This is a genomic window from Pseudoalteromonas sp. C12FD-1 (assembly GCF_037414265.1).
Classification (GTDB): Bacteria; Pseudomonadota; Gammaproteobacteria; order Enterobacterales; family Alteromonadaceae; genus Pseudoalteromonas.
This window is the reverse complement of the sequence record NZ_JBBEVD010000069.1, coordinates 303,799-323,307: the sequence shown is the minus strand read 5'-3', so window position 1 is coordinate 323,307 and position 19,509 is coordinate 303,799. Positions and strand designations below refer to the sequence as shown.

Genomic DNA, 19,509 nt, shown 5'->3' with positions numbered 1-19,509 from the left:
GATTAAAACTATGTCTTAAAACTGATATGAGACAGATAAGCGAATATCACGTCCAGCTTCATAAGGCCCAACAACGGTAGGGAAAACTTCACCATAATCGCCAACGCTTGAATGATCGATATAAAGCGAGTCGAATAAATTCGTAATTGCTACATTCAATAATAATTCATTTGTGACATGCCACTGAGAATAAATATCAACTGTAGTGTAGCTTGGCTTATTTAATGTATAGATTGAATCAGTCCAACCTAAATCAACCGCCTGATGTAATGTATCTATATCTAGTGAGTCCACTTTGGTTACGCTTAAACCAACCTTGGCGTCGGTATTAATCGTATAATCAACGCCGGCAACCCAAGTATTACCTCGGCTATTACCTAAGCCAACAAATTCGTAACCATTAATATCAATTGCATCATAGTTTACAGAATATATGCCATCACGTGGTTCAAGCTCAGTATCTGTAGCAGAAAAACCTAAAAAGAAGTCAAATGCTTGTACCCGATAAGCTAGGTCAAACTCAAATCCTTTCGTATTGAGCGTACCAATATTATTGTATACCGAGTTCCCTTCATACCCTTCAAAAATCACATCATCTAAGGCTGAGTTATAAATACTGGCTTTAGCTGATAAATTTGCACTTGAGTACGCGATTGAGGCTTCAATATTTGTTACTGTTTCAGGAACCAAGCTTTCAGATACAACCGGTGCGTCAGAGCCATCATACAAGTACGCATCTAAGGTAAAACCGTCACCAATTTGTTTACCTCTTGCAGCTTCTGCATAACCTAAGCCGAACGTCCATGCTTCATTTATATCGTAGGCTAAGCCCACATTAAAACTCACTTCACTGTCATCTAAACTTGATGCACTTTCTGTGATAGGTGTGCCATAGTATTCATCTAATAAAATTTGTTGTTGGAATTTGTAGCTGTCGTAGCGTACCCCGTAGCTCAGTAATAATTGGGGTGTAATATCGCTATAACCTTGAGCATATAAACCTAAAACACTGCCTTGCTCAGCATTCTCTTTCGTACCAGTGGCTGGGCCACTGCTGACTTCATCATCACGGTAATCAACACCATAGGTAAATTTATGTTCATCAATAATGCTGGTATTTCTAATATCAAAGCCATAGGTATCAATATCAGCAAGCCATGCAAAACGTCCACCTTCAAAAGATGATTCAGTTTGATATGCACTCACTTCTAAATGTAATAACTGACTATGAGAAAAGATATAATTTGCAACGTAGGTATCGCGCTGGGCTTCACTTGGGTATAACGCTCCGCCTTCTTGTACAGCCCAGTTTGGACGTGCAGAAAACTCACCTTCTTCATCACGCTGCTCTACACTAAGCGACAAATAGTGGTTTTTGGCAAGCTCACCGCTGGACTTAATAAATAACATGTCTTGATCTGCTGCAGTCCCATAAATGGTATCTCCATTGCCATCTTCCATATTATCGCGCTCAATGGTGCTAAAGTAGCCTAAAATACCCCAAGTATCACTCAGCTTGCCATAGGCGCTACCACTTAAACGAGTACCATCGTTCGAAAAGTAACTGGCTTTAACACGTCCGCCAAACTGTTCGTCGTCTTGTAATAAGTCTTGTGCATTTTTTGTTTTAAATCGAATTGAACCACCTATAGCACCTGGACCACTGGTTGCTTCGCCAGCACCGGCTTGAACATCGATTTGTTGTAATAAATCAGGATCAATTGTCACACGGCCAATATGATGAAATAGTGTTGATGTTTGTTGAGCGCCATCCACAGTAATGTTTAACAAAGAATCTTCAACACCACGAATATATATTTTTTGTGCAACACTAACCGAGCCACCCACGCTTACAGAAGGAGAATAGCGGAAGATATCGGCTAAATCGTTTGCCTGATACTGTTCAATTTCTTCGGCCGAAATAGAGAGGTTAGTGGCAGAGCCCACCACCGTAATTTGTTCAACTGATGTCTTTGTTGTTTCGTTTTGTTGTTCAGCAACAGCTGATAAGCTATATAGACCAGCAATAGCACTGGCTAGGGCTAACTTTTTCAAGGGTAGTGTCCTTTTACTTTGCAAATAAAAAGAATTATCATTCCCCTTTGCAAATAAACATAGCAATTTTACATTTGTTACATTTACATAGACAGTATTCTTTACTTCAATTATCTATTTTTTTCGGTACCCATACTGTCATACTCAACCCCCCTGTTGAGTTGTTATTTGCTACCACCTCTGCTGCAATCGCATGTAATTGACGTTGAGCTAAAGCTAACCCTAAACCAAAACTATCACTGTTACACGAACGTGAAGAGTCGACACGAAAAAAGGGTCTAAATATAGTATTTAAATAGTGCTCAGGCACTCCAGGACCTCGATCGGCAATAATAATCTGGTACCGGCCACCACTATCGTGGCAGCTGATATCAACCTGTTTATTTTTAGGGGTATAGCGCAGTGCATTTCTTAATATATTTTCAATGGCTTGGCCAAGCGCCCTATGATTGCTATTTTCAATAAGCGCTTGGCTGGGTAATTGGGATATTATTCGCTTATCGGGGTATTCAAAGCGCGCATCTTCAATTAATATTTCAAGTAAATCTACAACATCAAGTGATTCTACTCGCAACTGAGGTGATTCATTATCGAGCCAAGACAAAGTCAAAGTGTCTTCAACCAGTTTACGAATATGTAACGACTCTTTATGGATGCGCTCTAATTTCGCTTGGTTTTCGAGGGAAAATTCGTGCTGCTTGGCTAATAAGTTGTCTGTTGCAATATCTAACCGCGTCAAAGGTGTACGCAATTCGTGGGATAAATCGGTTAACAGCACCCTTTGATGCATGATCTGCTCACTTATCCGCTCAGCCATTAAATCAAAAGTAGCTGCTAACTGGGTTAACTCATCTTTGCGAGAGCCAAACTGTTTTCTGATCCTAACACTATAATCTCCCGCACTAAATGCGCGAGTGGCACTGTCCATTTCTCTAATGGGGTGCATAATATGGCGATATAACACAATGGATAAGCACACTAAAATTAGCATAGGTAAAAAAACCTGTAATGCCAAGCGAGTTGCATTCCATAGTGAACCTGGGCGCATACGCTCAGGTAACTGCACCACTAAACTTGCTTCATTATGAGTGAAAGGTAATTGCATCACTGGTGCGTGATCAAAATACAAGTGAATCTTCCAATCAATACTACGGCCAAGGTTGTAACCGGTATATTCATAACGATGGTTTCGATTGCCAGCCAACTCCACCACATTCGCACGGGCAATCACAGCCCAAATATCCTCTTGTTGTTGTAAGTTACTTACCCATTGCTCAAGTGCCTCAATATCATCTTGGTGTAATATATCTTCTGCTTGCTTTTGCCATTCAAGTAATTGCGCACGACTTGAGTCTGAGAGCATACTCATATCGTTTTCAAAGTGAGTAACTGCAACATTGATTAAATAAAACATGGCCACCACGCCGGTGCCAATAATTAAACATAGTTTCCAAAATAAACGCCGGGTCATTTAATGCAATACCCCTTGCCATGTACAGTTTGCAAACGACTTCCATCCCAGCCTGCATTATTTAGTTTTTTTCGTATTCGGCTCATATGCATATCTAAGCTACGATCATATTGACTAAAACGTTTATTTAATACCACTTGATATAAAAAAGGTTTTAGCAATATCTGCCCCTGATTTTTAATCAAAATATGTAATAAACCAAATTCAATAGGCGTAAAGGATACCACTGAACCATGTAAGCTCACCTGTTGGTGTAAGCTGTCAACTTCAAGCCCTTCTATATTAACAACATAAGGTGCTTTACCGTCTTGTTTAAACACACGTCTTAGCACTGAATCTACACGTAAAAGCAGCTCTTGGCTGTTAAATGGTTTGGCAAGATAATCATCAGCCCCTGCTGATAACCCCTTAATCCGCTCTTCTTCTGCATGTTTTGCCGAAACAATAATTACCGGAATATTATTACAACTGCGTAAGATATTTAACATAGTTAAACCATCTTTTCCCGGTAGCATGACGTCTAATAAGATCAGGTTAAAGCTTTGAGTTACCGCAAGGTGCAATGCATCATCACCATCAAAACACGACGTCACTGCATAACCCTGGGCGGTTAGTAACTCGCTCATTTGCTCGTTAAGCAGGTTATCATCTTCAACGACTAAAATTTCAAATTCGGGGGTTGCGTTCTGAAAAGCTAGAGAACTTGGCATATCAAACCTAGTTAGTGATCGAATGCACAGAAACTAAAGCAAATAGAAATACAAATCAATATCAAATAACATTGAATTAACTATTGTTCATTATTTAATACCATTTTGTTTGGTTAAGTGATACCAATGCGCTTTATTAAGTGGTCAATGTTGAGGCAGGGAAACGTGTTGATAGCTAGGCAATAAACTTGGTATTTAATGTTCTAAATGAGAATTTTTTAACGCAGATAGCGACAGGTTTAGACTCGCAAAATGATTAACTATTATTGCATATTGGTATATTAAGCTTAATGTTTGAACAGAAGAGGTCCGCAATAAATAACTTAAATACTGAAGTTTAACTACTAAAAACTTAAATAGAGAGTTTTTTTTAAAATATTTAACTGAGAATTTTATAAGCTTGCTATTGAGGAAATAACAAGTGGCGGAGTGGACGGGACTCGAACCCGCGACCCCCGGCGTGACAGGCCGGTATTCTAACCAACTGAACTACCACTCCGCAGTGGTATGTGCATGGGGTAATGCACTTACTAATCTTATTACGATATCAAATGGCGGAGTGGACGGGACTCGAACCCGCGACCCCCGGCGTGACAGGCCGGTATTCTAACCAACTGAACTACCACTCCGCAGAGATATCATTTTACTTGTCATTACTAAATTTGTTGGCGGAGTGGACGGGACTCGAACCCGCGACCCCCGGCGTGACAGGCCGGTATTCTAACCAACTGAACTACCACTCCAGCATACAAATTTTGTAACATAACGTTGTTTAAATAGTGGCGGAGTGGACGGGACTCGAACCCGCGACCCCCGGCGTGACAGGCCGGTATTCTAACCAACTGAACTACCACTCCAGCGCATATTTAAACTGTTATTTTTTCTTATTGGCGGAGTGGACGGGACTCGAACCCGCGACCCCCGGCGTGACAGGCCGGTATTCTAACCAACTGAACTACCACTCCATAATAAGAATATGTTTTACAACCATATGTTGTGTAAGTGTTGGCGGAGTGGACGGGACTCGAACCCGCGACCCCCGGCGTGACAGGCCGGTATTCTAACCAACTGAACTACCACTCCGCATTTTCGTTTCTGCTTAGGTCTCCCTTTGCAGCGGCGTGAATAATACGAATCAGCCCCTACTTCGTCAAGGGCTTTTTTGTTTTTTTACAGGTTTTTTAGTCATCTGACATCGAAAGGTTTAAAATTTCACCTGATTTATCACTTTTTGAGCCATTTTGGCCGACTTGATTTTTATCCGCGCTGGCAACTTCGTCATCAGCTGCTTTCTTTTTCTTTAAAAAAGGAAGCTTAACTTTAAATTTAATCGGTTTATTCTGTACAAAAATACGAATTGCTAACCACCCTATCAATAAAATGAGTAAATTACAGCCTAAGATTAAAATCACTAATGTAGAAGTGGCCATTTTTTCTTCTACAGGCTCAGTCTCTAGGGGGAGGTTTTGATCAATAAGCGTAGCAGGGTTTATTTCAGGCACTGCTTCTATGGGTCTTTCTATCTCGAATTTGTACGTTGGTATTGTGGCCATAAACTCACGACCGTTTATATTAGTGCCAAAAACAGACAGTTCAACGCTGTATCTTCCCCAATCATAGTTTTTAATTGCCAGTTGGCGTGTATCACCCGCTTGCGCATCAATGGTAAACATTTGCTCTTCATTATTAGGGTAATAAATTTTCCCCTGCACAATGACGGTGTCGGGTTTGACTATACTGCTATCTATATTAATAGTTAGCAGGTGATCGTCGATATCTTGCTCTGCCAGTGCTATTTCAGATTTAAATGGCGGTTCATGCACAATAATAGGGTCTTGCACTATGCGTCGCTGTAATAAAGGAGTCGCTATATAGAGCTCTGGCGTCCACTGCCCTGCAGGAAAGTCTAAATTAAACTCACCTGTGAATACGCCATCTCTAGGGCGCTCGTCAAAGCCGCGGCCATCGTCTTTAAATTCTGCAACCTCTTGAATGCCTGCACCAAAGTTTGCATAGCTTTCATCGTTGGTACTCACAAAGTCAACGTTAAGGCTTACTACCTCTGTGAATAAGTTAGCATCAATAGGCTCATCATCATTTAAAATTTCGCCCGTTATTTTTATTGTCTCACCTCTAAACAACATAGGGGGTAACGGCTGCGCTTTTAAAGACACTTCACCAAGCACTACAATGCGGCTGTCGGGCAAAATGCGGCCTATAACTTGCCATGGGCCAGCCATGGGCTTTTTTATGGTGATTAAATCGTAACTAAGTTCATCAAACCAATCGAGGTTAGGATCTTTAACTGCGTTAGTAGCAAAATACTTGCTACCATCAGGTCTGACTAAAATAACGGCAGGCGAACCTGGCTTTCTAAAAAATAGTAAGGTTATTTCGTCTAATTGGCTGTCTATACGAAAACGGTTATCTAGCAGCGGTATTTCATTTTGTTGGCCGTCGCGTTTAAGCAGCTCTACTTGCTTAACCGCAAACGCACTGGCGCTAAACAGCGAGGTAGCGCACAGTACAGTTATAAAATACATCGTTTTCATAGTTAGCCTTATTCAGCGCGCCATAAACAGTGGCCGCCTTCTTTGTTTACAAGATCTAGTCGTGCTTCGTGTTCGCTTTGCTCTGCATCGTTTGCGCGCAATACAACCAAAGGTGCTCTATCACTACTTAAGCGTCTTATGCCGCCAGTCTGTTGCTCGCTGCCGTCATCTTTATTTTGGTTTAAGTTTAGCTTGGTTTGCCCGCCAGTCATGGCTAGGTAAACATCGGCTAAAATTTCAGAATCCAGTAATGCGCCGTGCAATGTTCGTTTTGCGTTATCTATATCGTAACGGCGGCACAAAGCATCTAGGTTGTTCTTTTGACCAGGATGCAAGTCACGCGCCATTTTAAGGGTGTCGAGAACTTGGCAGTAATCGTGGGTATTTGGGTAGCCTTGGTTAAGCAATGCAAATTCGTTATCCATGTGGCCCACATCGAACGGGGCGTTATGTATTACAAGCTCTGCACCTTTAATGTAGTCAAAAAACTCTTGCGCTATATCGCGGTAAAGTGGTTTGTCACGTAAAAATTCGTTGGTAATACCATGAACATCTATCGCTTCTTCTTCTATGCTGCGTTGTGGGTTAATGTAAACATGAAAATTATTACCGGTTAAACGTCGGTTTACTAATTCTACACACCCAATTTCTATAATGCGGTGCCCCTGTTTGGGGTCGATGCCGGTGGTTTCTGTATCTAAAACTATTTGTCTACGTGCCATATCGAATTTAGCCTGACTCTGGTATCTTTCTATAATCACTTTATTGTACATAATATCAAGGTAAAACAGTGCAAAAAACCGTAGAGATTTACACCGATGGCTCATGTTTAGGTAATCCGGGCCCAGGTGGTTATGGTATTTTTATGATTTATAACGGCCACGAAAAAAAATTAAGCCAAGGCTATAAGCTCACCACAAACAACCGTATGGAAATGCTAGCGGCCATTGTTGCCCTTGAATCACTTACCCGCCCTTGCACCGTTAACCTCACTACAGATAGCCAATATGTTAAGCAAGGCATTGAGTCGTGGATTGCAAATTGGAAAAAACGAGGCTGGCAAACATCGGCGAAGAAGCCTGTTAAAAATGTTGATTTGTGGAAACGCCTTGATAGCGCTTGCAGTGAGCATACGGTTACATGGAAATGGGTAAAGGGACATAGTGGGCATAAATATAACGAAATAGTTGACGATTTAGCCCGTGACGCCGCAAGCAGTAGCAACCTGCTTGACGATGTAGGGTACCAGCCTTAACCCGTTAAAACTTAGGTACTTTTTAGTGGCGTGAACAAAAAGCTAATGGGTTAGTTAAAAAGTGCATACGCACCCATTAACTATTATTATTTTTTTGCTCACACTGCTTAAAGTGCTGCTTTGAGGTTTGCCTAAGCCCAGCCCCTTTTACGGGTGAAAACTGTGGCCTTGCATGCCACTTAGGTTTTATAGGCGTAAGCGGAGCCACACGTTTTCGCGCTATCAACATATACACACTCCCCATAGGTTTTAAATACTGTTTGGCAAAACTGCGCCAAAACGCAAACCGCGAAAGCCTGTTACCCCGTGCAAGGGATGAGTAAATAAAGCGATCATCACTAATAATTTCAAACCCTAATAAGTTTAGCCAATCTTTTACCCGTGCAGGCGTAAAAAAGCGCCCTGTCCACGGCAGTTTTTGACCGCTAAAGGGCAACATTTGCGCCAATCCACATAAACTAAATGGATTAAATCCGGTAATAACAATGTATCCACCGGGTATCAGCGTGCGGTGTGCCTCGCGTAATATGTGGTGTGGATCTGAGTGATACTCTAAGCAGTGACTTAAAATACACGCATCAACACTGTGCTCATAAAAAGGCAGTTCGTCTATATCGGCTATTACACCTGTGTAAGGCCCCTTTTCGGCAACACATACTTGGTGTTTTATAGTGCTTACGCTGGTATTAAGTTCGCCACTTAAATTACCTAATTTAAGCATATGGTAACCAAACATACGCCCCAGCCATTGATCCATTTTTTGTTCAATGTCAGCACGTAAATAATCCCCATGAGGGAACTGCTGCCATGACAGCGGTTTGGGTCCTTCTTGAAAACTAAGGGCTGGTTTCATTTTTATAGCTCGTTATACTAGGTGTTACCCGTCACTTTATAGAGCAAATTAATATGGTGCAAGTTAAAGCAATTAAAGCATTTTCTGACAATTATATTTGGTGTTTAACTACCCATAATAGCGACCTAGCATGGGTGGTTGACCCAGGCGACGCCCAGCCCGTTATGGCGCATTTAGCGGAGCATAACTTACAACTTGGTGGCATTTTAATTACCCACCATCATAGCGATCACACCGGTGGCGTAGGCGAACTTGTAAAACAGTTTTCAAACATTGCAGTGTACGGCCCTATAAACAGTCCGTTTGCGGGGATCACCAATACACTGGTTGATGGCGATAGCATTGAGGTATTGGGTACGCGTTTTAACATTATTACCACCCCTGGCCATACCCTTGATCACATTTGTTATATTCACGAAGAGTTGGCTTTTACAGGCGATACGCTTTTTAGTGGGGGCTGTGGGCGATTATTTGAAGGCACGCCTGAGCAAATGTGGGAGTCGTTTAATAAGCTGCGTGAGCTACCTAAAACCTGCAAAGTGTACTGTACGCATGAATACACACAAGCCAATTTAGCATTTGCAAAAGCCGTTGAGCCGCGTAACCCTGAGCTACTCCAATACAGCGATAAAGTAGATGCGCAGCGCGCTAAGAGCGAAATAACACTGCCAAGCACAATAGGCCAAGAGCTTAAAATTAACCCATTTATGCGCAGTGACCTACCTACTATTACAGAGTTAATCCCAAGAGAATTTATACTGGTTACAAAAAACAATGAACCATGGGAAAACTTTGCTAGTCTGAGACGTTTCAAAGACAACTTTTAGTTAAGATATGTTGACCTGTTGTAATTAATTTTGCAGCATCATGTTTAGCTTTGAGCTAAGTAAAACCATGGGTTTAAAAATAGCGCATGGTTTTATCAGCATGTTAAAGTTGGTCGTTAAGTGGCAATGTTGACTCATAACGGGTAGTATTCGCCGAGTTTTTTACCTGATGTATTGGTATATATGAATAAATCTCCTCTATTAATTGCCTTGGCGCTTGCGCTAAGTGGTTGTCAAACATTAACAACCGTAGATTCAGACGCACAAGCTGCTACCCAAGCAAATAAGCGCTTAGAAGGCGCAAGCCCTAACGATATTAACAATGCATTGATGGTAAACGAGCAATATCAACACGTTGAGCAGAGCGAAGACGCCCCCGTTTTTGATGATGTGTGGGAGCGCATTCGCTACCAACTGTCTATTGATGTACCGCAAAACCGCCCTGTTGTTACCGAGCGTAATTACTATGCGCGTCATCAAGCTTATTTAGACCGCATTTCAAAACGCGCAGAACCTTACTTACACTTTATTGTTGAAGAAGTAGAAAAGCGCGAAATGCCTATCGAAATCGCCCTTTTACCTATTGTAGAAAGTGCGTTTGACCCATTTGGTTACTCTAATCGCAGTGCTTCGGGTATTTGGCAATTTATGCCAGCAACGGGCGAGCGTTTTGATTTAAAACAAAACTGGTGGTATGACGGCCGACGCGACATAGTGCAATCTACGCGTGCTGCCCTTGATTACTTATCGTATTTACATAAAACCCTTGAAGGCGATTGGTTAAACGCCATAGCGGCTTATAACTCGGGCGAAGGGCGCTTAATGCGTGCGATTAAGAAAAATCGTAAAAAGCATTTACCTACCGATTTTTGGTCTTTAGATTTACCAAGCGAAACCACCGCGTATGTACCAAAGCTTTTAGCCCTTGCCGATTTATTAAAACGCGCTGATGAGTTTAATGTAAAGTGGAAACCAGTTATTAACGCGCAAGTTGTAGAGGTGGTTGATGTAGGCACACAGATTGACTTAGCACTTGCCGCAGATATGGCCGATATGACCCTTACTGAGTTATACAGGTTAAACCCAGGCTTTAACCGCTGGGCGACCGACCCTAACGGCCCGCACTTTTTACTATTACCCACCGATAAAGCTGAACAATTTAGCCAAAAGCTGGCGCAAACCGATGTTAAAGACCGCCTACGCTGGCAACAATACACAGTGGCGCGCGGTGATAGCCTGTCGGTTATTGCTAAAAAGTTTACCACCAGCACCAGTGCTATTCGTTCGCTTAATAAATTAAAGTCAAACACCATACGTATTGGCCAACAGTTATTAGTCCCCTTAACCGATGGGGCAATTAATAGCGAACATTTACCTAAGCAAATGCGTTTAGCTGCTAATAAAGCCACCCGTACTAAGCTGTCGCACACAGTTAAAAGTGGCGACACCCTGTGGGACATTAGCCGCGAATACGATGTCACCATGGATGAACTGGCTTCGTGGAACAAGTTGAAGAAAAATGCAGTACTTAAATTAAATCAAAAGCTTACTGTTTATAAATCAGCGAGTAAACCACAAGCAACTGCAAGTACCAATCGTACTATTACCTACAAAGTACGCCGTGGTGACTCGCTTGCACGTATTGCCTCTAAATTTAATTTAACCGTAAGCGAAATAATTAAGTGGAATAACTTAGCCGGCCAAAAGTATTTACAACCGGGTCAAAAGTTAAAGCTTAAAGTTGATGTAAGAAGTAGTTAACCCACTGTTTAATAAATACTTAAAAGGAGCGCATGCGCTCCTTTTTTGCTTTGTGCATATAATACCAATCCGCAATAATACTTAATCATTTTCAGGGACTAAACGTGTCACTATCTGCGTTAAAAAAATCTCATTTACGACTGCATGGATGCAGAAGGTAGAGCAATGCAGGAGCAATTGCCGAGAACAACTAAATCGCGAACTTTTTGCCTTGCTATCAACACGTTTATCCATCCTCAAAATAGATCACTTAATTATGCGCATTGGTATAAAGCAGTTTACTAAGCAGGTAATTTTTCAAGCCATATTTTTAACCACGGCTCTGCTACAGGCCAAGGCTCGAAATCTTCGCAGGCATCTATTTCCAAACGGTTTCCTACCGGCTTAGCTTGCAAGTCACGTAGTAGCTCATCAAAGCTGCGCCCTGCACCGCAAAACGTATCGCCGTAGCATCTATCGCCCATGGCTATAACACCAAATGGCTTATCAGTTAGCATCGGAAATGTGCTGTTCATAGCAAAGTAGAGCCCAGCTAAGTTGCTTGGTACATCGCCTTGCCCTGTGGTAGAGGTAACAACTAATATATGTGAGGCGTTTTTAATATCATCAAGTGAGGCCTCATTAATAACGCTCGCAGTGTGCCCCGCTTTTTCAATTGTATTTGCAACGTCGTAGCTTAAACGTTCTGCACCGCCGTTAACGCTGCCTACAAAAATACTAATATGTGCCATTAATAATCCTTTTCTTGCTGTGGCCAACCTAGTTGCTTACATATACTAAGCATGTCTTCACCTAGTGGCGCTTTAATTACGATGGGTTTATGCGTATAAGGGTGCACAAAACTAAGCTGCGTTGCAAATAGCATTAACCGCCTCAGTGCAAAATGCTCCCTAAAAAATTGATTATGCTGGTTATCACCATGGTTTACATCACCAATAATAGGTATTGATAAATGATTAAGGTGGCGCCTAATTTGATGCTTTCGCCCCGTTTTTGGAAAACACTCTACGAGCGAGTAACGCACCGTGGGGTATTTACCAATAGGAATGGGTAGCGAAGCTTGATGCAGGCAATTAAATTGTGTTTGCGCCGCTTGTGGCGCTTTATTTTGCGTAGCAAATTTGTCAGCTATTTTATCAAGCTCTTCTTTTAATGGTTTATCTAGAAACACCGATTCAGGCGCAAAACCACGTACAAGGGCTAAATAACGTTTTGCAATCGTGCCTTCAATAAATAACTGATTCATATCACGAGCCGCTTCTGAGCTTAGCGCAAATAACAACACGCCCGATGTTGGTCTATCTAGCCTGTGCACAGGAAATACATGTTGCCCTAATTGGTCGCGCAACATCTGCATTGCAAACTGAGTTTCGTGTTTATCTAAAAAAGAGCGATGGACCAATAAGCCTGCGGGCTTATCTATGGCAACAAAGTGTTCGTCTTGGTAGAGAATATTAAGTTCGCCGTACTCTACAGGTTCTCCCTTTTCAGTCATGACGTTTACCTAAAAATGCATCAAGCTCACTAAGTAGCGTTATAATTTCACCGCTGCCGGTTTTACCTACTAACGCCATTTCCGCCATAGGCGCAATGGCAAAATTTTGCGGCAATGGTTGATTAAGCGTTATTAATTGCTGCATTTTTTCAATAAATACAAACTGTAACCATTGCTCAAATGCCATGGTATCGTGACAAAAAGGCACTTGAGATTGTAATTTGTGCGCCTCTATTGGCGTGCTTTGCCACAGTTTATGTTTTTTTAAAAGGGTGCTTAATTGGTTTAAATAAGCCTGTGTTTGCTGATACATAACCACTCTTCTTTTTATGTTATAGGGCAATTATACCCTGTTCCCTCAGTGCCTGCTATGGCGTATAATTGAGGTAATTTTGCAGTAAAAACAATTGAGATAACGATGAGCGAACACATAGCGACACTTGGCCAACTTTTAGATGGCGCCGGTACACAATGGCGTGCTTTTGATATTGGTAGGCATATTACTAAGCTTGATAAAAAACAATTTTTAGCTATTGAGCAAGCGCAAGTTCCTTATCCTTATCCGCTTGCGGGGCATGCATGGCTCGCTATTCAATTTTGGGATAGCAAAGCAAGTAAAGAACCTTATGTATGGTTTTTAAAGTTTCCACTTGATGAGCAAAGTAAATTAGTGAGCGCGAGCCGCGATCATTTCGCTAATATGGTTATTGAAGCCCTAGGTAGCGAAATCACTGGCGAGCAAGCCGATGGTAAGCTAGATAATAACCCGTATGTGTTTACCCCAAATGCAAATAAATTAGCGGCTTTTAACGCCCAACTTAAAGTATTGTTAAAACAGCCAGCCTCTAAATATTACGAACACACGCAACTGTACTTTAGTGGCGCTTTAGGTTTTGATGATTGGCAAAGCGTAGCGCTACAAGGAATTGCCGATTTTGCACTGCGCCTAAATAACGACAACAACTTAGCAAACTTGCAAAAAGCCTGGCCGCATTTACCACTTGAAGTATTACAGCCTTTGAGCGCCATGCTTGAACATGTTGAAATACCGCCATCACTCAGTGAGCTTTTAGTCGCCTATGGCCAAACAGCCATTGAAAATAACGATACTATTGCACTAACCGCCGCACTGCGCTCGCTTTCTAAAGGCCAAGCACAAGGGCTGTGTACGCAACTAATAGATACTGCATTAAACTCATCTGTTGGCACGGACTCTGACGTACTTTTAACGATTGCAGGGCGATGCTTTACTCAACTAGAAGAGCCAGAGCGCTTACATATTTTTATGGATAATTGTGCGCACCACCAGCAAATTGCCGAGCTATTTCCGAGTATATTTGCTGATTTAGTTGCAATACCCACTATACGCCCACACTTATTAGGTTTATTACGTAAAGAAAATCGCAGCGAAACGCTCGCTCGCGCAATTGGAAGGTTGTTCTCTTAATGGCTACTTTGTGGACGTTTATCGCTATTGGCGCAGTTATATACTTATTTTGGCTTAACAGAAAAGTAGCAGAAGCTGCCAATGAACATGCCAAACGCCAAACTGCTCAATTACAAGTGCAGTTAATGAGTGTAGCGTGCACAAAACGCCGATTTGGCATTTTAAAAAATGGTAAGCCTGGGATCAAAAGCGAGTTTATGTTTGAGTTTTCAAGTGACGGCGAAAATGCCTACCAAGGTATTTTAATTATGGAAAACGAATTACTTAAAAGTGTCGTTGTTCCGCCACACAAAATTTAGTTATACCAATCCGCCTAATTGAGTGATCTATTTTGAGGATGAAAAACGTGTTGATAACAAGGCAAAAATTCGCTATTTAGTTGTTCTCGGCAATTGCTCCTGCATTACCCTACCTTCTGTATCCATGCAGTCGTAAATGAGAATTTTTTAACGCAGATAGCGAGACGTTTAGTCCCTAAATATGATTAAGTATTATTGCGGATTGGTATACCACATTGCAGGCTTTTAAACATACAGATAAGAATTCAGTGAATGGCTTATTTTAAGAATTTAGAAATGGCTTTTAAAGTATTTTTAGAAGTGAAACCGGCATAAACAGCGCTACAAAAAACTAAGGCGTAACAAAAGTTACGCCCCATTCTTACAGCATCCTGCTTGTTGTCCTTGACCCAAAATCCGTATTATCATCCCCTGAACGAGTAAACAACCCTATTTACCCTCAACATTGCATCCTGCAAAGTCCATTACCATCCTGGCTAACCCACGTATTCTAACGCTTGGCTACACACTGCAGCATCATCCTTGATAATCCTTTAAAGTAGCTCCTGCCACCTGTAATGCATCCTGCATCATCCACTTGCCGTCTTGGCTGTCCTGCGTAAACTAACGCTCCTGCTACTTCCTGTAGCCTCATCCGTGAATATCCTTAAGTAGTTCCAACTACTAAGTGCTTCTTGCACTTCCTAGGTCATCCTTGTGTCCGTTTTAACCTGTCCTTTGTGCTTCCTGCTAGCGTCTGCTATGTTGCCTATTCCGTATCCTTGGCATTAGCTTAGTCATTAAGCTATGTCGTCTTGACAAGTTAAATACTACGCGAGTTTGAGTTTCTTCCTACTAGGTAAATAAAATTAATTTATCGTAACAAATATGAAAAAACTAAAATATCTATAAAATACATCAAGTTAAGTGAATTAAGGTGCATTAATAGTCAGTCTTAACTGACAATGCGCACGCCAATGTAAGATATATCGCACGGGCAAATGTCCGTTATAGCGCTTATCTCCCACATGCCTTTTAATAATAAGGTTTAAAAAGCAGCTCGCCAGATACTTTATTAAAGGTCAATTGCTTAAATGCATCAAAACCTTCCGATTTAAAAAAGCGACTGTGTTGCTCACGAGTCACAAAAACAGCCAAGCCCTTGGCGTTGCTAGTATCCGTTGCTAAATCGTTTAACCCTCGCAATAGGTAACGGCCAAGCCCTTCACCTTGTACATGAGGGTCAACAGCTATAAACGCTAAATAATAGTAATCACCCAACTCGTTTAATGAGTTACGTATGGTTTGTTCTTTTTCTATTAGCTGATTGGTTTGCAGGTAGCCTGCACTTAACATCAGCTTTAAGCGCCAATGCCAATAACGCTCTGGTTGTAATTGGCTGCTCGACTCAAATACACACGCCACTGCTTTTAATTTATCATCGCGGTACAAGCCAATTAAAGGGAGTTTTTCTTGCCAAAAAGCACTGAGCTCTTCGCGTATTACTGAGCGTAATTTTTTCTCATAGGCAGCCATATTATGTTGATCATAACCTAATAAATTTTGCAGTAGTGGGTCATCATGATAGGCCTGATAAATTAAACTCCCTGCAGTGCTTATATCTTCAGGGGCAAGGTATTGTACGCTTAATGTGTGCTCATTAGTGGTGACTGTCATTGTGTATCCTTTTTGCTTTACTACCCTCAACGTTGCCAACGTATTTACCGCATAAAAAGTAATTGGTAATTGTATGGCGAAAATGTTTATCTATACTGCAAGTTAACTATATACCTAAAGCAAAAATACCGTCAATTCAGCGAGAGTTTAACTAGCAAAGCCTATAGTCTGGCTCTAAGCTTGGTTTAATTTAATCAGATGGAGTAATAATATGGATACGACAAAACACGATATGAAAACGTTGTTTGCACAATTGGGTTTACCTAGCTCAGAGCAACAGATTGACGATTTTATTGCTTCTCACTCACTAGAAGATACAACGCTTTTACAACAGGCTCCTTTTTGGGATGAATCACAGCAGCATTTTTTAGCAGAATCGCTAGCAGAAGATGGCGCGTGGAGCGAAGTAATTGATGAACTTGATGTGAGGCTTCGCCAAGAAGGTAAGTAATCCCCCCCTCTGCTTATACCAAGGCTTTATGCGCCTTGGTATTGTTGCTACTATAGCACCCGCGCAGCAAACACTTGCTGCGCTTATATATTAAAGAGTTACAAATCTAATGAATGCAGTTGTATTTGATGCAATTAAAGTCCTTCTTGATGAAGGCAAAACCCCTACTGTTGCCCTAACTAAAAGCCGTTTAGCACAACCTGTGCCTATGCCGGTTATTATTGCCGCAGTAAGCCAATATAAGAATAACCCTGATTCAATTCATAATTTAATGAAAAACCCTGAGCAGAGCATCGTTGAGCCTAAAACATCTCAACTCGATCGCATTGAGAAAAAACTCGATAGGTTACTGGCCCTGTTAGAGCAAAAATAATTTGAGACTATAAATGTTCGTTGTTGATTTAACGTTTGACTGCTACCAAGACACCACCCTAGAGCACGCTGAGCAAGCCATTAACAGATTAGTTAATGCACTGCGTTTTAATGGCCAAATTATGGGGGAAGAATTCCCAACTGTATTAAAAGATGGCTATTTTATTACCCGGGTAATGTGCCCCACCGAAGATGCCATGCACCCATTAAATAATAGCCCTTTTGTAAAACACAGCATTGAGAAGCTGCACAGTGCAGGCTTACTTGCACCTAAAGTAAAAGTTATTGGCCAAGACATTCACTCAAACGGTGCCGATACCTGTAAATCTCCTTCAAGCTATATTTTATACACAACCTATGTGCATACCTGTAGCCCGCTGTATTGTGGTGATGACTTTTTACCTGTGCCGTTGTTTACTATTCCCGCCATTGCAAATGGGGACTATAAAACACTCATTAAATGGCAAGAAGATTGGCAGGCCTGCGATCAAATACAAATTAACGGCGCTACGCGGTGTGAATTTCCAGCGCTTGAAGAAATATCAAGCACACAAAGTGACTTATATCGCCGCGGTAAAGACATTGCCAAACGTATCCGCTTTTTAACCCAAAAACCAGTTTATTACTATTTATACCGTGTAGGTGGTGTAGATAAAGCCTCAGAACTTGAGCGTAAATGCCCTAGCTGCAATAGTGAGTGGAAATTGCCAGAGCCCTGGTTTGGGTTATTTGACTTTAGATGTGAGCCATGTGGGTTGGTCTCTAATGTTTCGTGGGATTTTCAGTAACAAACTAATAGGTGCCAGTAGTAAATTAAACTGGCACCTACTTTTTAAACTGTTAACGCTTTTAAAAAAGATTCTATATTGGGTGCAAGTACATGATGCGGCTTTTTACCCACGTATTCTAAACATACCTCACCGGTTTTTACCTGCACGGTAACCAACAAGTCATCTTGCTCAGTCAAACCAATGAATAGGGTTTCTGGCTGCTTTAATTTTCGTTTCATTAATACATGACCGGTAATATTTTGTTGCAGCAGGTTAAAATCATCTTTATTCCAAGCTTGTAATAACTCAACACGGTGGCCATCGATGCTGGCTAAAATACTACCGCCATACATGTGCCCGTAAAACTCATCAAACCCTGCAGGGAAACTAAGCTCAAGCGCATTAGCTAAATCTGATAATGAACCTGCGGGAGATTGCAAAGCACTTTTCCATTGAATATTACCTTGTGCGTCTACCTCGCCAAATTCACAAGGGCTCGGCCATTGCTCATCGTGTGCCATAAGCGGGTATTTAGTGGTATTTTTAACGGTTTTTTCACAAAATTGCGTGTGAAGTTGGGCCATTTGCATTGCAACAGACATACTGCGAAACTCATTTAAATTAGATATAATGTCCCTATTGTAACTATTTAAGAGCAAACATGACAGATTACAGCAATTCTCCAGACCTTAAAGGTAGTGTGTTAGGACAATCTACTGAATACGTAGATGTATATTCGCCTAGCTTGCTTTTTCCTATTGCCCGCAAGTTAAATCGTGATGCTTTAAATATTGACGAAGCGCAGTTGCCCTTTAAAGGCCAAGATATTTGGACAGGTTATGAGCTTTCGTGGTTAAACGCTAAAGGCAAACCACAGGTTGCCGTGGCGCTGTTTACTTTTGCGTGCCAAAGCAGCCATATTATTGAGTCTAAGTCGTTTAAACTTTACTTAAATAGCTTTAATCAAACCCGCTTCGAAAGTATTGAGGTGGTAAGACAGCATTTAATTGAAGACTTATCAAATGCGGTAAATAGCGATGTAGCGGTGACTTTATACGCACCTGATGACTATAACTGTTTACCTTGCACGCCATTACCTGGACTATGCATTGACGATTTAGATATTGAAATAGATAACTACGATATTGACGCCTACTCACTTAAATCAAAAAGTGACACCCTGGTTACTGAGACCCTGCACAGCCATTTGCTTAAATCTAACTGCTTAATTACTTCGCAGCCAGATTGGGCCAGTATAATTATTCGTTACACTGGTGAGCAAATATGCCATGAGGCACTCTTGCGTTATTTAATTTCATTTAGAACGCATAATGAATTTCATGAGCAGTGTGTAGAGCGTATTTATAGTGATTTAACCACACAGCTAAATATTAAAGAGCTTGAAGTCTATGCGCGTTATACACGCCGCGGTGGGCTGGATATAAATCCGTATCGTTCAACGCACGATAACGATACGCCGTTTGCGGTAAAAATTAATCGTCAGTAATAGCAATCGACTTAAATATCACCATAAA

The 19,509-nt window shown here is 41.4% G+C and carries 20 protein-coding genes and 6 tRNA genes; 9 read left to right on the top strand and 17 right to left on the bottom strand.

The window, feature by feature from the left end:
- Window positions 1-15 precede the first annotated feature (15 nt).
- The 11 genes from WDB87_RS11500 to dnaQ form a co-directional block, all read right to left on the bottom strand.
- The gene (locus WDB87_RS11500; protein WP_337849942.1) at window positions 16-2,055 is read right to left on the bottom strand and encodes a TonB-dependent receptor domain-containing protein; all 2,040 of its coding nucleotides are present in this window, start codon (window positions 2,053-2,055) and stop codon (window positions 16-18) included.
- Window positions 2,056-2,161: 106 nt separating this feature from the next.
- Window positions 2,162-3,526, bottom strand: a complete 1,365-nt coding sequence (locus WDB87_RS11495) for a histidine kinase sensor domain-containing protein (protein ID WP_337849941.1) — start codon at window positions 3,524-3,526, stop codon at window positions 2,162-2,164.
- Complete coding sequence (locus WDB87_RS11490) at window positions 3,523-4,236, bottom strand: response regulator transcription factor (RefSeq protein ID WP_337849940.1); 714 nt, start codon at window positions 4,234-4,236, stop codon at window positions 3,523-3,525. The genes WDB87_RS11495 and WDB87_RS11490 overlap by 4 nt, the downstream gene beginning before the upstream one ends.
- A gap of 422 nt (window positions 4,237-4,658) precedes the next feature.
- Window positions 4,659-4,735: transfer RNA gene (locus WDB87_RS11485), tRNA-Asp, on the bottom strand.
- Window positions 4,736-4,788: 53 nt separating this feature from the next.
- Window positions 4,789-4,865 (bottom strand) — tRNA-Asp (locus WDB87_RS11480).
- A gap of 37 nt (window positions 4,866-4,902) precedes the next feature.
- Window positions 4,903-4,979: transfer RNA gene (locus WDB87_RS11475), tRNA-Asp, on the bottom strand.
- 37 nt (window positions 4,980-5,016) lie between these two features.
- Window positions 5,017-5,093 (bottom strand) — tRNA-Asp (locus WDB87_RS11470).
- Between the two features lie 31 nt (window positions 5,094-5,124).
- Window positions 5,125-5,201, bottom strand: a tRNA-Asp gene (locus WDB87_RS11465).
- A 41-nt stretch (window positions 5,202-5,242) separates the two neighbouring features.
- Window positions 5,243-5,319: transfer RNA gene (locus WDB87_RS11460), tRNA-Asp, on the bottom strand.
- Window positions 5,320-5,417: 98 nt separating this feature from the next.
- On the bottom strand, window positions 5,418-6,788 hold the full coding sequence (locus tag WDB87_RS11455; protein WP_337849939.1) for a TIGR03503 family protein: 1,371 nt from the start codon (window positions 6,786-6,788) through the stop codon (window positions 5,418-5,420).
- Window positions 6,789-6,796: 8 nt separating this feature from the next.
- Complete coding sequence (gene dnaQ / locus WDB87_RS11450; RefSeq protein ID WP_337849938.1) at window positions 6,797-7,510, bottom strand: DNA polymerase III subunit epsilon; 714 nt, start codon at window positions 7,508-7,510, stop codon at window positions 6,797-6,799.
- A 68-nt stretch (window positions 7,511-7,578) separates the two neighbouring features.
- Here dnaQ and rnhA point away from each other — a divergent pair, with 68 nt between their 5' ends.
- Window positions 7,579-8,043 carry a ribonuclease HI gene (gene rnhA, locus WDB87_RS11445; protein WP_337849937.1) on the top strand — a complete coding sequence of 155 codons (465 nt, stop codon included), beginning with the start codon at window positions 7,579-7,581 and terminating at the stop codon, window positions 8,041-8,043.
- Between the two features lie 76 nt (window positions 8,044-8,119).
- On the opposite strand, the gene WDB87_RS11440 is transcribed toward rnhA, so the two are convergent.
- Window positions 8,120-8,896, bottom strand: coding sequence for a class I SAM-dependent methyltransferase (locus WDB87_RS11440; RefSeq protein ID WP_337849936.1), 777 nt, complete (start codon window positions 8,894-8,896; stop codon window positions 8,120-8,122).
- Window positions 8,897-8,949: 53 nt separating this feature from the next.
- Here WDB87_RS11440 and gloB point away from each other — a divergent pair, with 53 nt between their 5' ends.
- Together gloB and WDB87_RS11430 are read left to right on the top strand one after the other, a co-directional pair.
- Entirely contained in the window at window positions 8,950-9,723 is a 774-nt protein-coding gene (gene gloB / locus WDB87_RS11435; RefSeq protein ID WP_337849935.1) for a hydroxyacylglutathione hydrolase, read from the top strand.
- 183 nt (window positions 9,724-9,906) lie between these two features.
- Window positions 9,907-11,484: a LysM peptidoglycan-binding domain-containing protein gene (locus WDB87_RS11430; RefSeq protein ID WP_286246733.1), complete on the top strand. Its 1,578-nt coding sequence runs from the start codon at window positions 9,907-9,909 to the stop codon at window positions 11,482-11,484.
- A 281-nt stretch (window positions 11,485-11,765) separates the two neighbouring features.
- Here WDB87_RS11430 and WDB87_RS11425 read toward each other — a convergent pair whose 3' ends face one another.
- Genes WDB87_RS11425 through WDB87_RS11415 form a run of 3 tightly spaced genes read right to left on the bottom strand, consistent with a single transcriptional unit; the run spans window position 11,766 to window position 13,292 of the window.
- Window positions 11,766-12,215, bottom strand: a complete 450-nt coding sequence (locus WDB87_RS11425) for a flavodoxin (RefSeq protein ID WP_286246731.1) — start codon at window positions 12,213-12,215, stop codon at window positions 11,766-11,768.
- The gene (gene truC / locus WDB87_RS11420) at window positions 12,215-12,979 is read right to left on the bottom strand and encodes a tRNA pseudouridine(65) synthase TruC (RefSeq protein WP_286246729.1); all 765 of its coding nucleotides are present in this window, start codon (window positions 12,977-12,979) and stop codon (window positions 12,215-12,217) included. Before truC ends, WDB87_RS11425 begins: the two co-directional genes overlap by 1 nt.
- Window positions 12,972-13,292 carry a YqcC family protein gene (locus tag WDB87_RS11415; protein WP_286246728.1) on the bottom strand — a complete coding sequence of 107 codons (321 nt, stop codon included), beginning with the start codon at window positions 13,290-13,292 and terminating at the stop codon, window positions 12,972-12,974. Before WDB87_RS11415 ends, truC begins: the two co-directional genes overlap by 8 nt.
- Before the next feature lie 105 nt (window positions 13,293-13,397).
- Here WDB87_RS11415 and WDB87_RS11410 point away from each other — a divergent pair, with 105 nt between their 5' ends.
- Window positions 13,398-14,426, top strand: a complete 1,029-nt coding sequence (locus tag WDB87_RS11410) for a DUF3549 family protein (protein ID WP_286246726.1) — start codon at window positions 13,398-13,400, stop codon at window positions 14,424-14,426.
- Window positions 14,426-14,725 (top strand): DUF3301 domain-containing protein, encoded by a 300-nt coding sequence (locus WDB87_RS11405; protein WP_337849934.1) that lies wholly within the window; start codon window positions 14,426-14,428, stop codon window positions 14,723-14,725. Before WDB87_RS11410 ends, WDB87_RS11405 begins: the two co-directional genes overlap by 1 nt.
- Before the next feature lie 1,014 nt (window positions 14,726-15,739).
- On the opposite strand, the gene WDB87_RS11400 is transcribed toward WDB87_RS11405, so the two are convergent.
- Window positions 15,740-16,381, bottom strand: a complete 642-nt coding sequence (locus WDB87_RS11400) for a GNAT family N-acetyltransferase (protein WP_337849933.1) — start codon at window positions 16,379-16,381, stop codon at window positions 15,740-15,742.
- Between the two features lie 211 nt (window positions 16,382-16,592).
- On the opposite strand from WDB87_RS11400, the gene WDB87_RS11395 reads away from it, so the two are divergent.
- The 3 genes from WDB87_RS11395 to WDB87_RS11385 all read left to right on the top strand — a co-directional run bounded on the left by WDB87_RS11395 (window position 16,593) and on the right by WDB87_RS11385 (window position 17,992).
- Window positions 16,593-16,832 (top strand): DUF2789 domain-containing protein, encoded by a 240-nt coding sequence (locus WDB87_RS11395; RefSeq protein ID WP_004585970.1) that lies wholly within the window; start codon window positions 16,593-16,595, stop codon window positions 16,830-16,832.
- 109 nt (window positions 16,833-16,941) lie between these two features.
- Window positions 16,942-17,205, top strand: a complete 264-nt coding sequence (locus tag WDB87_RS11390) for a hypothetical protein (RefSeq protein WP_004585969.1) — start codon at window positions 16,942-16,944, stop codon at window positions 17,203-17,205.
- 13 nt (window positions 17,206-17,218) lie between these two features.
- Window positions 17,219-17,992 (top strand): Zn-ribbon-containing protein, encoded by a 774-nt coding sequence (locus tag WDB87_RS11385; protein WP_286246716.1) that lies wholly within the window; start codon window positions 17,219-17,221, stop codon window positions 17,990-17,992.
- A 44-nt stretch (window positions 17,993-18,036) separates the two neighbouring features.
- Here the strand turns inward: WDB87_RS11385 and syd are convergent, their stop codons facing one another.
- The gene (syd, locus tag WDB87_RS11380) at window positions 18,037-18,576 is read right to left on the bottom strand and encodes a SecY-interacting protein (RefSeq protein ID WP_337849932.1); all 540 of its coding nucleotides are present in this window, start codon (window positions 18,574-18,576) and stop codon (window positions 18,037-18,039) included.
- A gap of 59 nt (window positions 18,577-18,635) precedes the next feature.
- Between syd and queF the strand changes: the two genes are divergently transcribed.
- Complete coding sequence (gene queF / locus WDB87_RS11375) at window positions 18,636-19,481, top strand: NADPH-dependent 7-cyano-7-deazaguanine reductase QueF (RefSeq protein WP_286246711.1); 846 nt, start codon at window positions 18,636-18,638, stop codon at window positions 19,479-19,481.
- The last annotated feature ends 28 nt before the right edge of the window (window positions 19,482-19,509 follow it).

Bases quoted from the DNA above. Each gene is read 5' to 3' on its own strand.
- WDB87_RS11495 (WP_337849941.1), bottom strand. From the start codon at position 3,526: ATGACCCGGCGTTTATTTTGGAAACTATGTTTAATTATTGGCACCGGC.
- WDB87_RS11490 (WP_337849940.1), bottom strand. From the start codon at position 4,236: ATGCCAAGTTCTCTAGCTTTTCAGAACGCAACCCCCGAATTTGAAATT.
- WDB87_RS11455 (WP_337849939.1), bottom strand. From the start codon at position 6,788: ATGAAAACGATGTATTTTATAACTGTACTGTGCGCTACCTCGCTGTTT.
- dnaQ (WP_337849938.1), bottom strand. From the start codon at position 7,510: ATGGCACGTAGACAAATAGTTTTAGATACAGAAACCACCGGCATCGAC.
- WDB87_RS11440 (WP_337849936.1), bottom strand. From the start codon at position 8,896: ATGAAACCAGCCCTTAGTTTTCAAGAAGGACCCAAACCGCTGTCATGG.
- gloB (WP_337849935.1), top strand. From the start codon at position 8,950: ATGGTGCAAGTTAAAGCAATTAAAGCATTTTCTGACAATTATATTTGG.
- WDB87_RS11430 (WP_286246733.1), top strand. From the start codon at position 9,907: ATGAATAAATCTCCTCTATTAATTGCCTTGGCGCTTGCGCTAAGTGGT.
- WDB87_RS11425 (WP_286246731.1), bottom strand. From the start codon at position 12,215: ATGGCACATATTAGTATTTTTGTAGGCAGCGTTAACGGCGGTGCAGAA.
- truC (WP_286246729.1), bottom strand. From the start codon at position 12,979: ATGACTGAAAAGGGAGAACCTGTAGAGTACGGCGAACTTAATATTCTC.
- WDB87_RS11415 (WP_286246728.1), bottom strand. From the start codon at position 13,292: ATGTATCAGCAAACACAGGCTTATTTAAACCAATTAAGCACCCTTTTA.
- WDB87_RS11410 (WP_286246726.1), top strand. From the start codon at position 13,398: ATGAGCGAACACATAGCGACACTTGGCCAACTTTTAGATGGCGCCGGT.
- WDB87_RS11405 (WP_337849934.1), top strand. From the start codon at position 14,426: ATGGCTACTTTGTGGACGTTTATCGCTATTGGCGCAGTTATATACTTA.
- WDB87_RS11400 (WP_337849933.1), bottom strand. From the start codon at position 16,381: ATGACAGTCACCACTAATGAGCACACATTAAGCGTACAATACCTTGCC.
- WDB87_RS11395 (WP_004585970.1), top strand. From the start codon at position 16,593: ATGGATACGACAAAACACGATATGAAAACGTTGTTTGCACAATTGGGT.
- WDB87_RS11390 (WP_004585969.1), top strand. From the start codon at position 16,942: ATGAATGCAGTTGTATTTGATGCAATTAAAGTCCTTCTTGATGAAGGC.
- WDB87_RS11385 (WP_286246716.1), top strand. From the start codon at position 17,219: ATGTTCGTTGTTGATTTAACGTTTGACTGCTACCAAGACACCACCCTA.
- syd (WP_337849932.1), bottom strand. From the start codon at position 18,576: ATGTCTGTTGCAATGCAAATGGCCCAACTTCACACGCAATTTTGTGAA.
- queF (WP_286246711.1), top strand. From the start codon at position 18,636: ATGACAGATTACAGCAATTCTCCAGACCTTAAAGGTAGTGTGTTAGGA.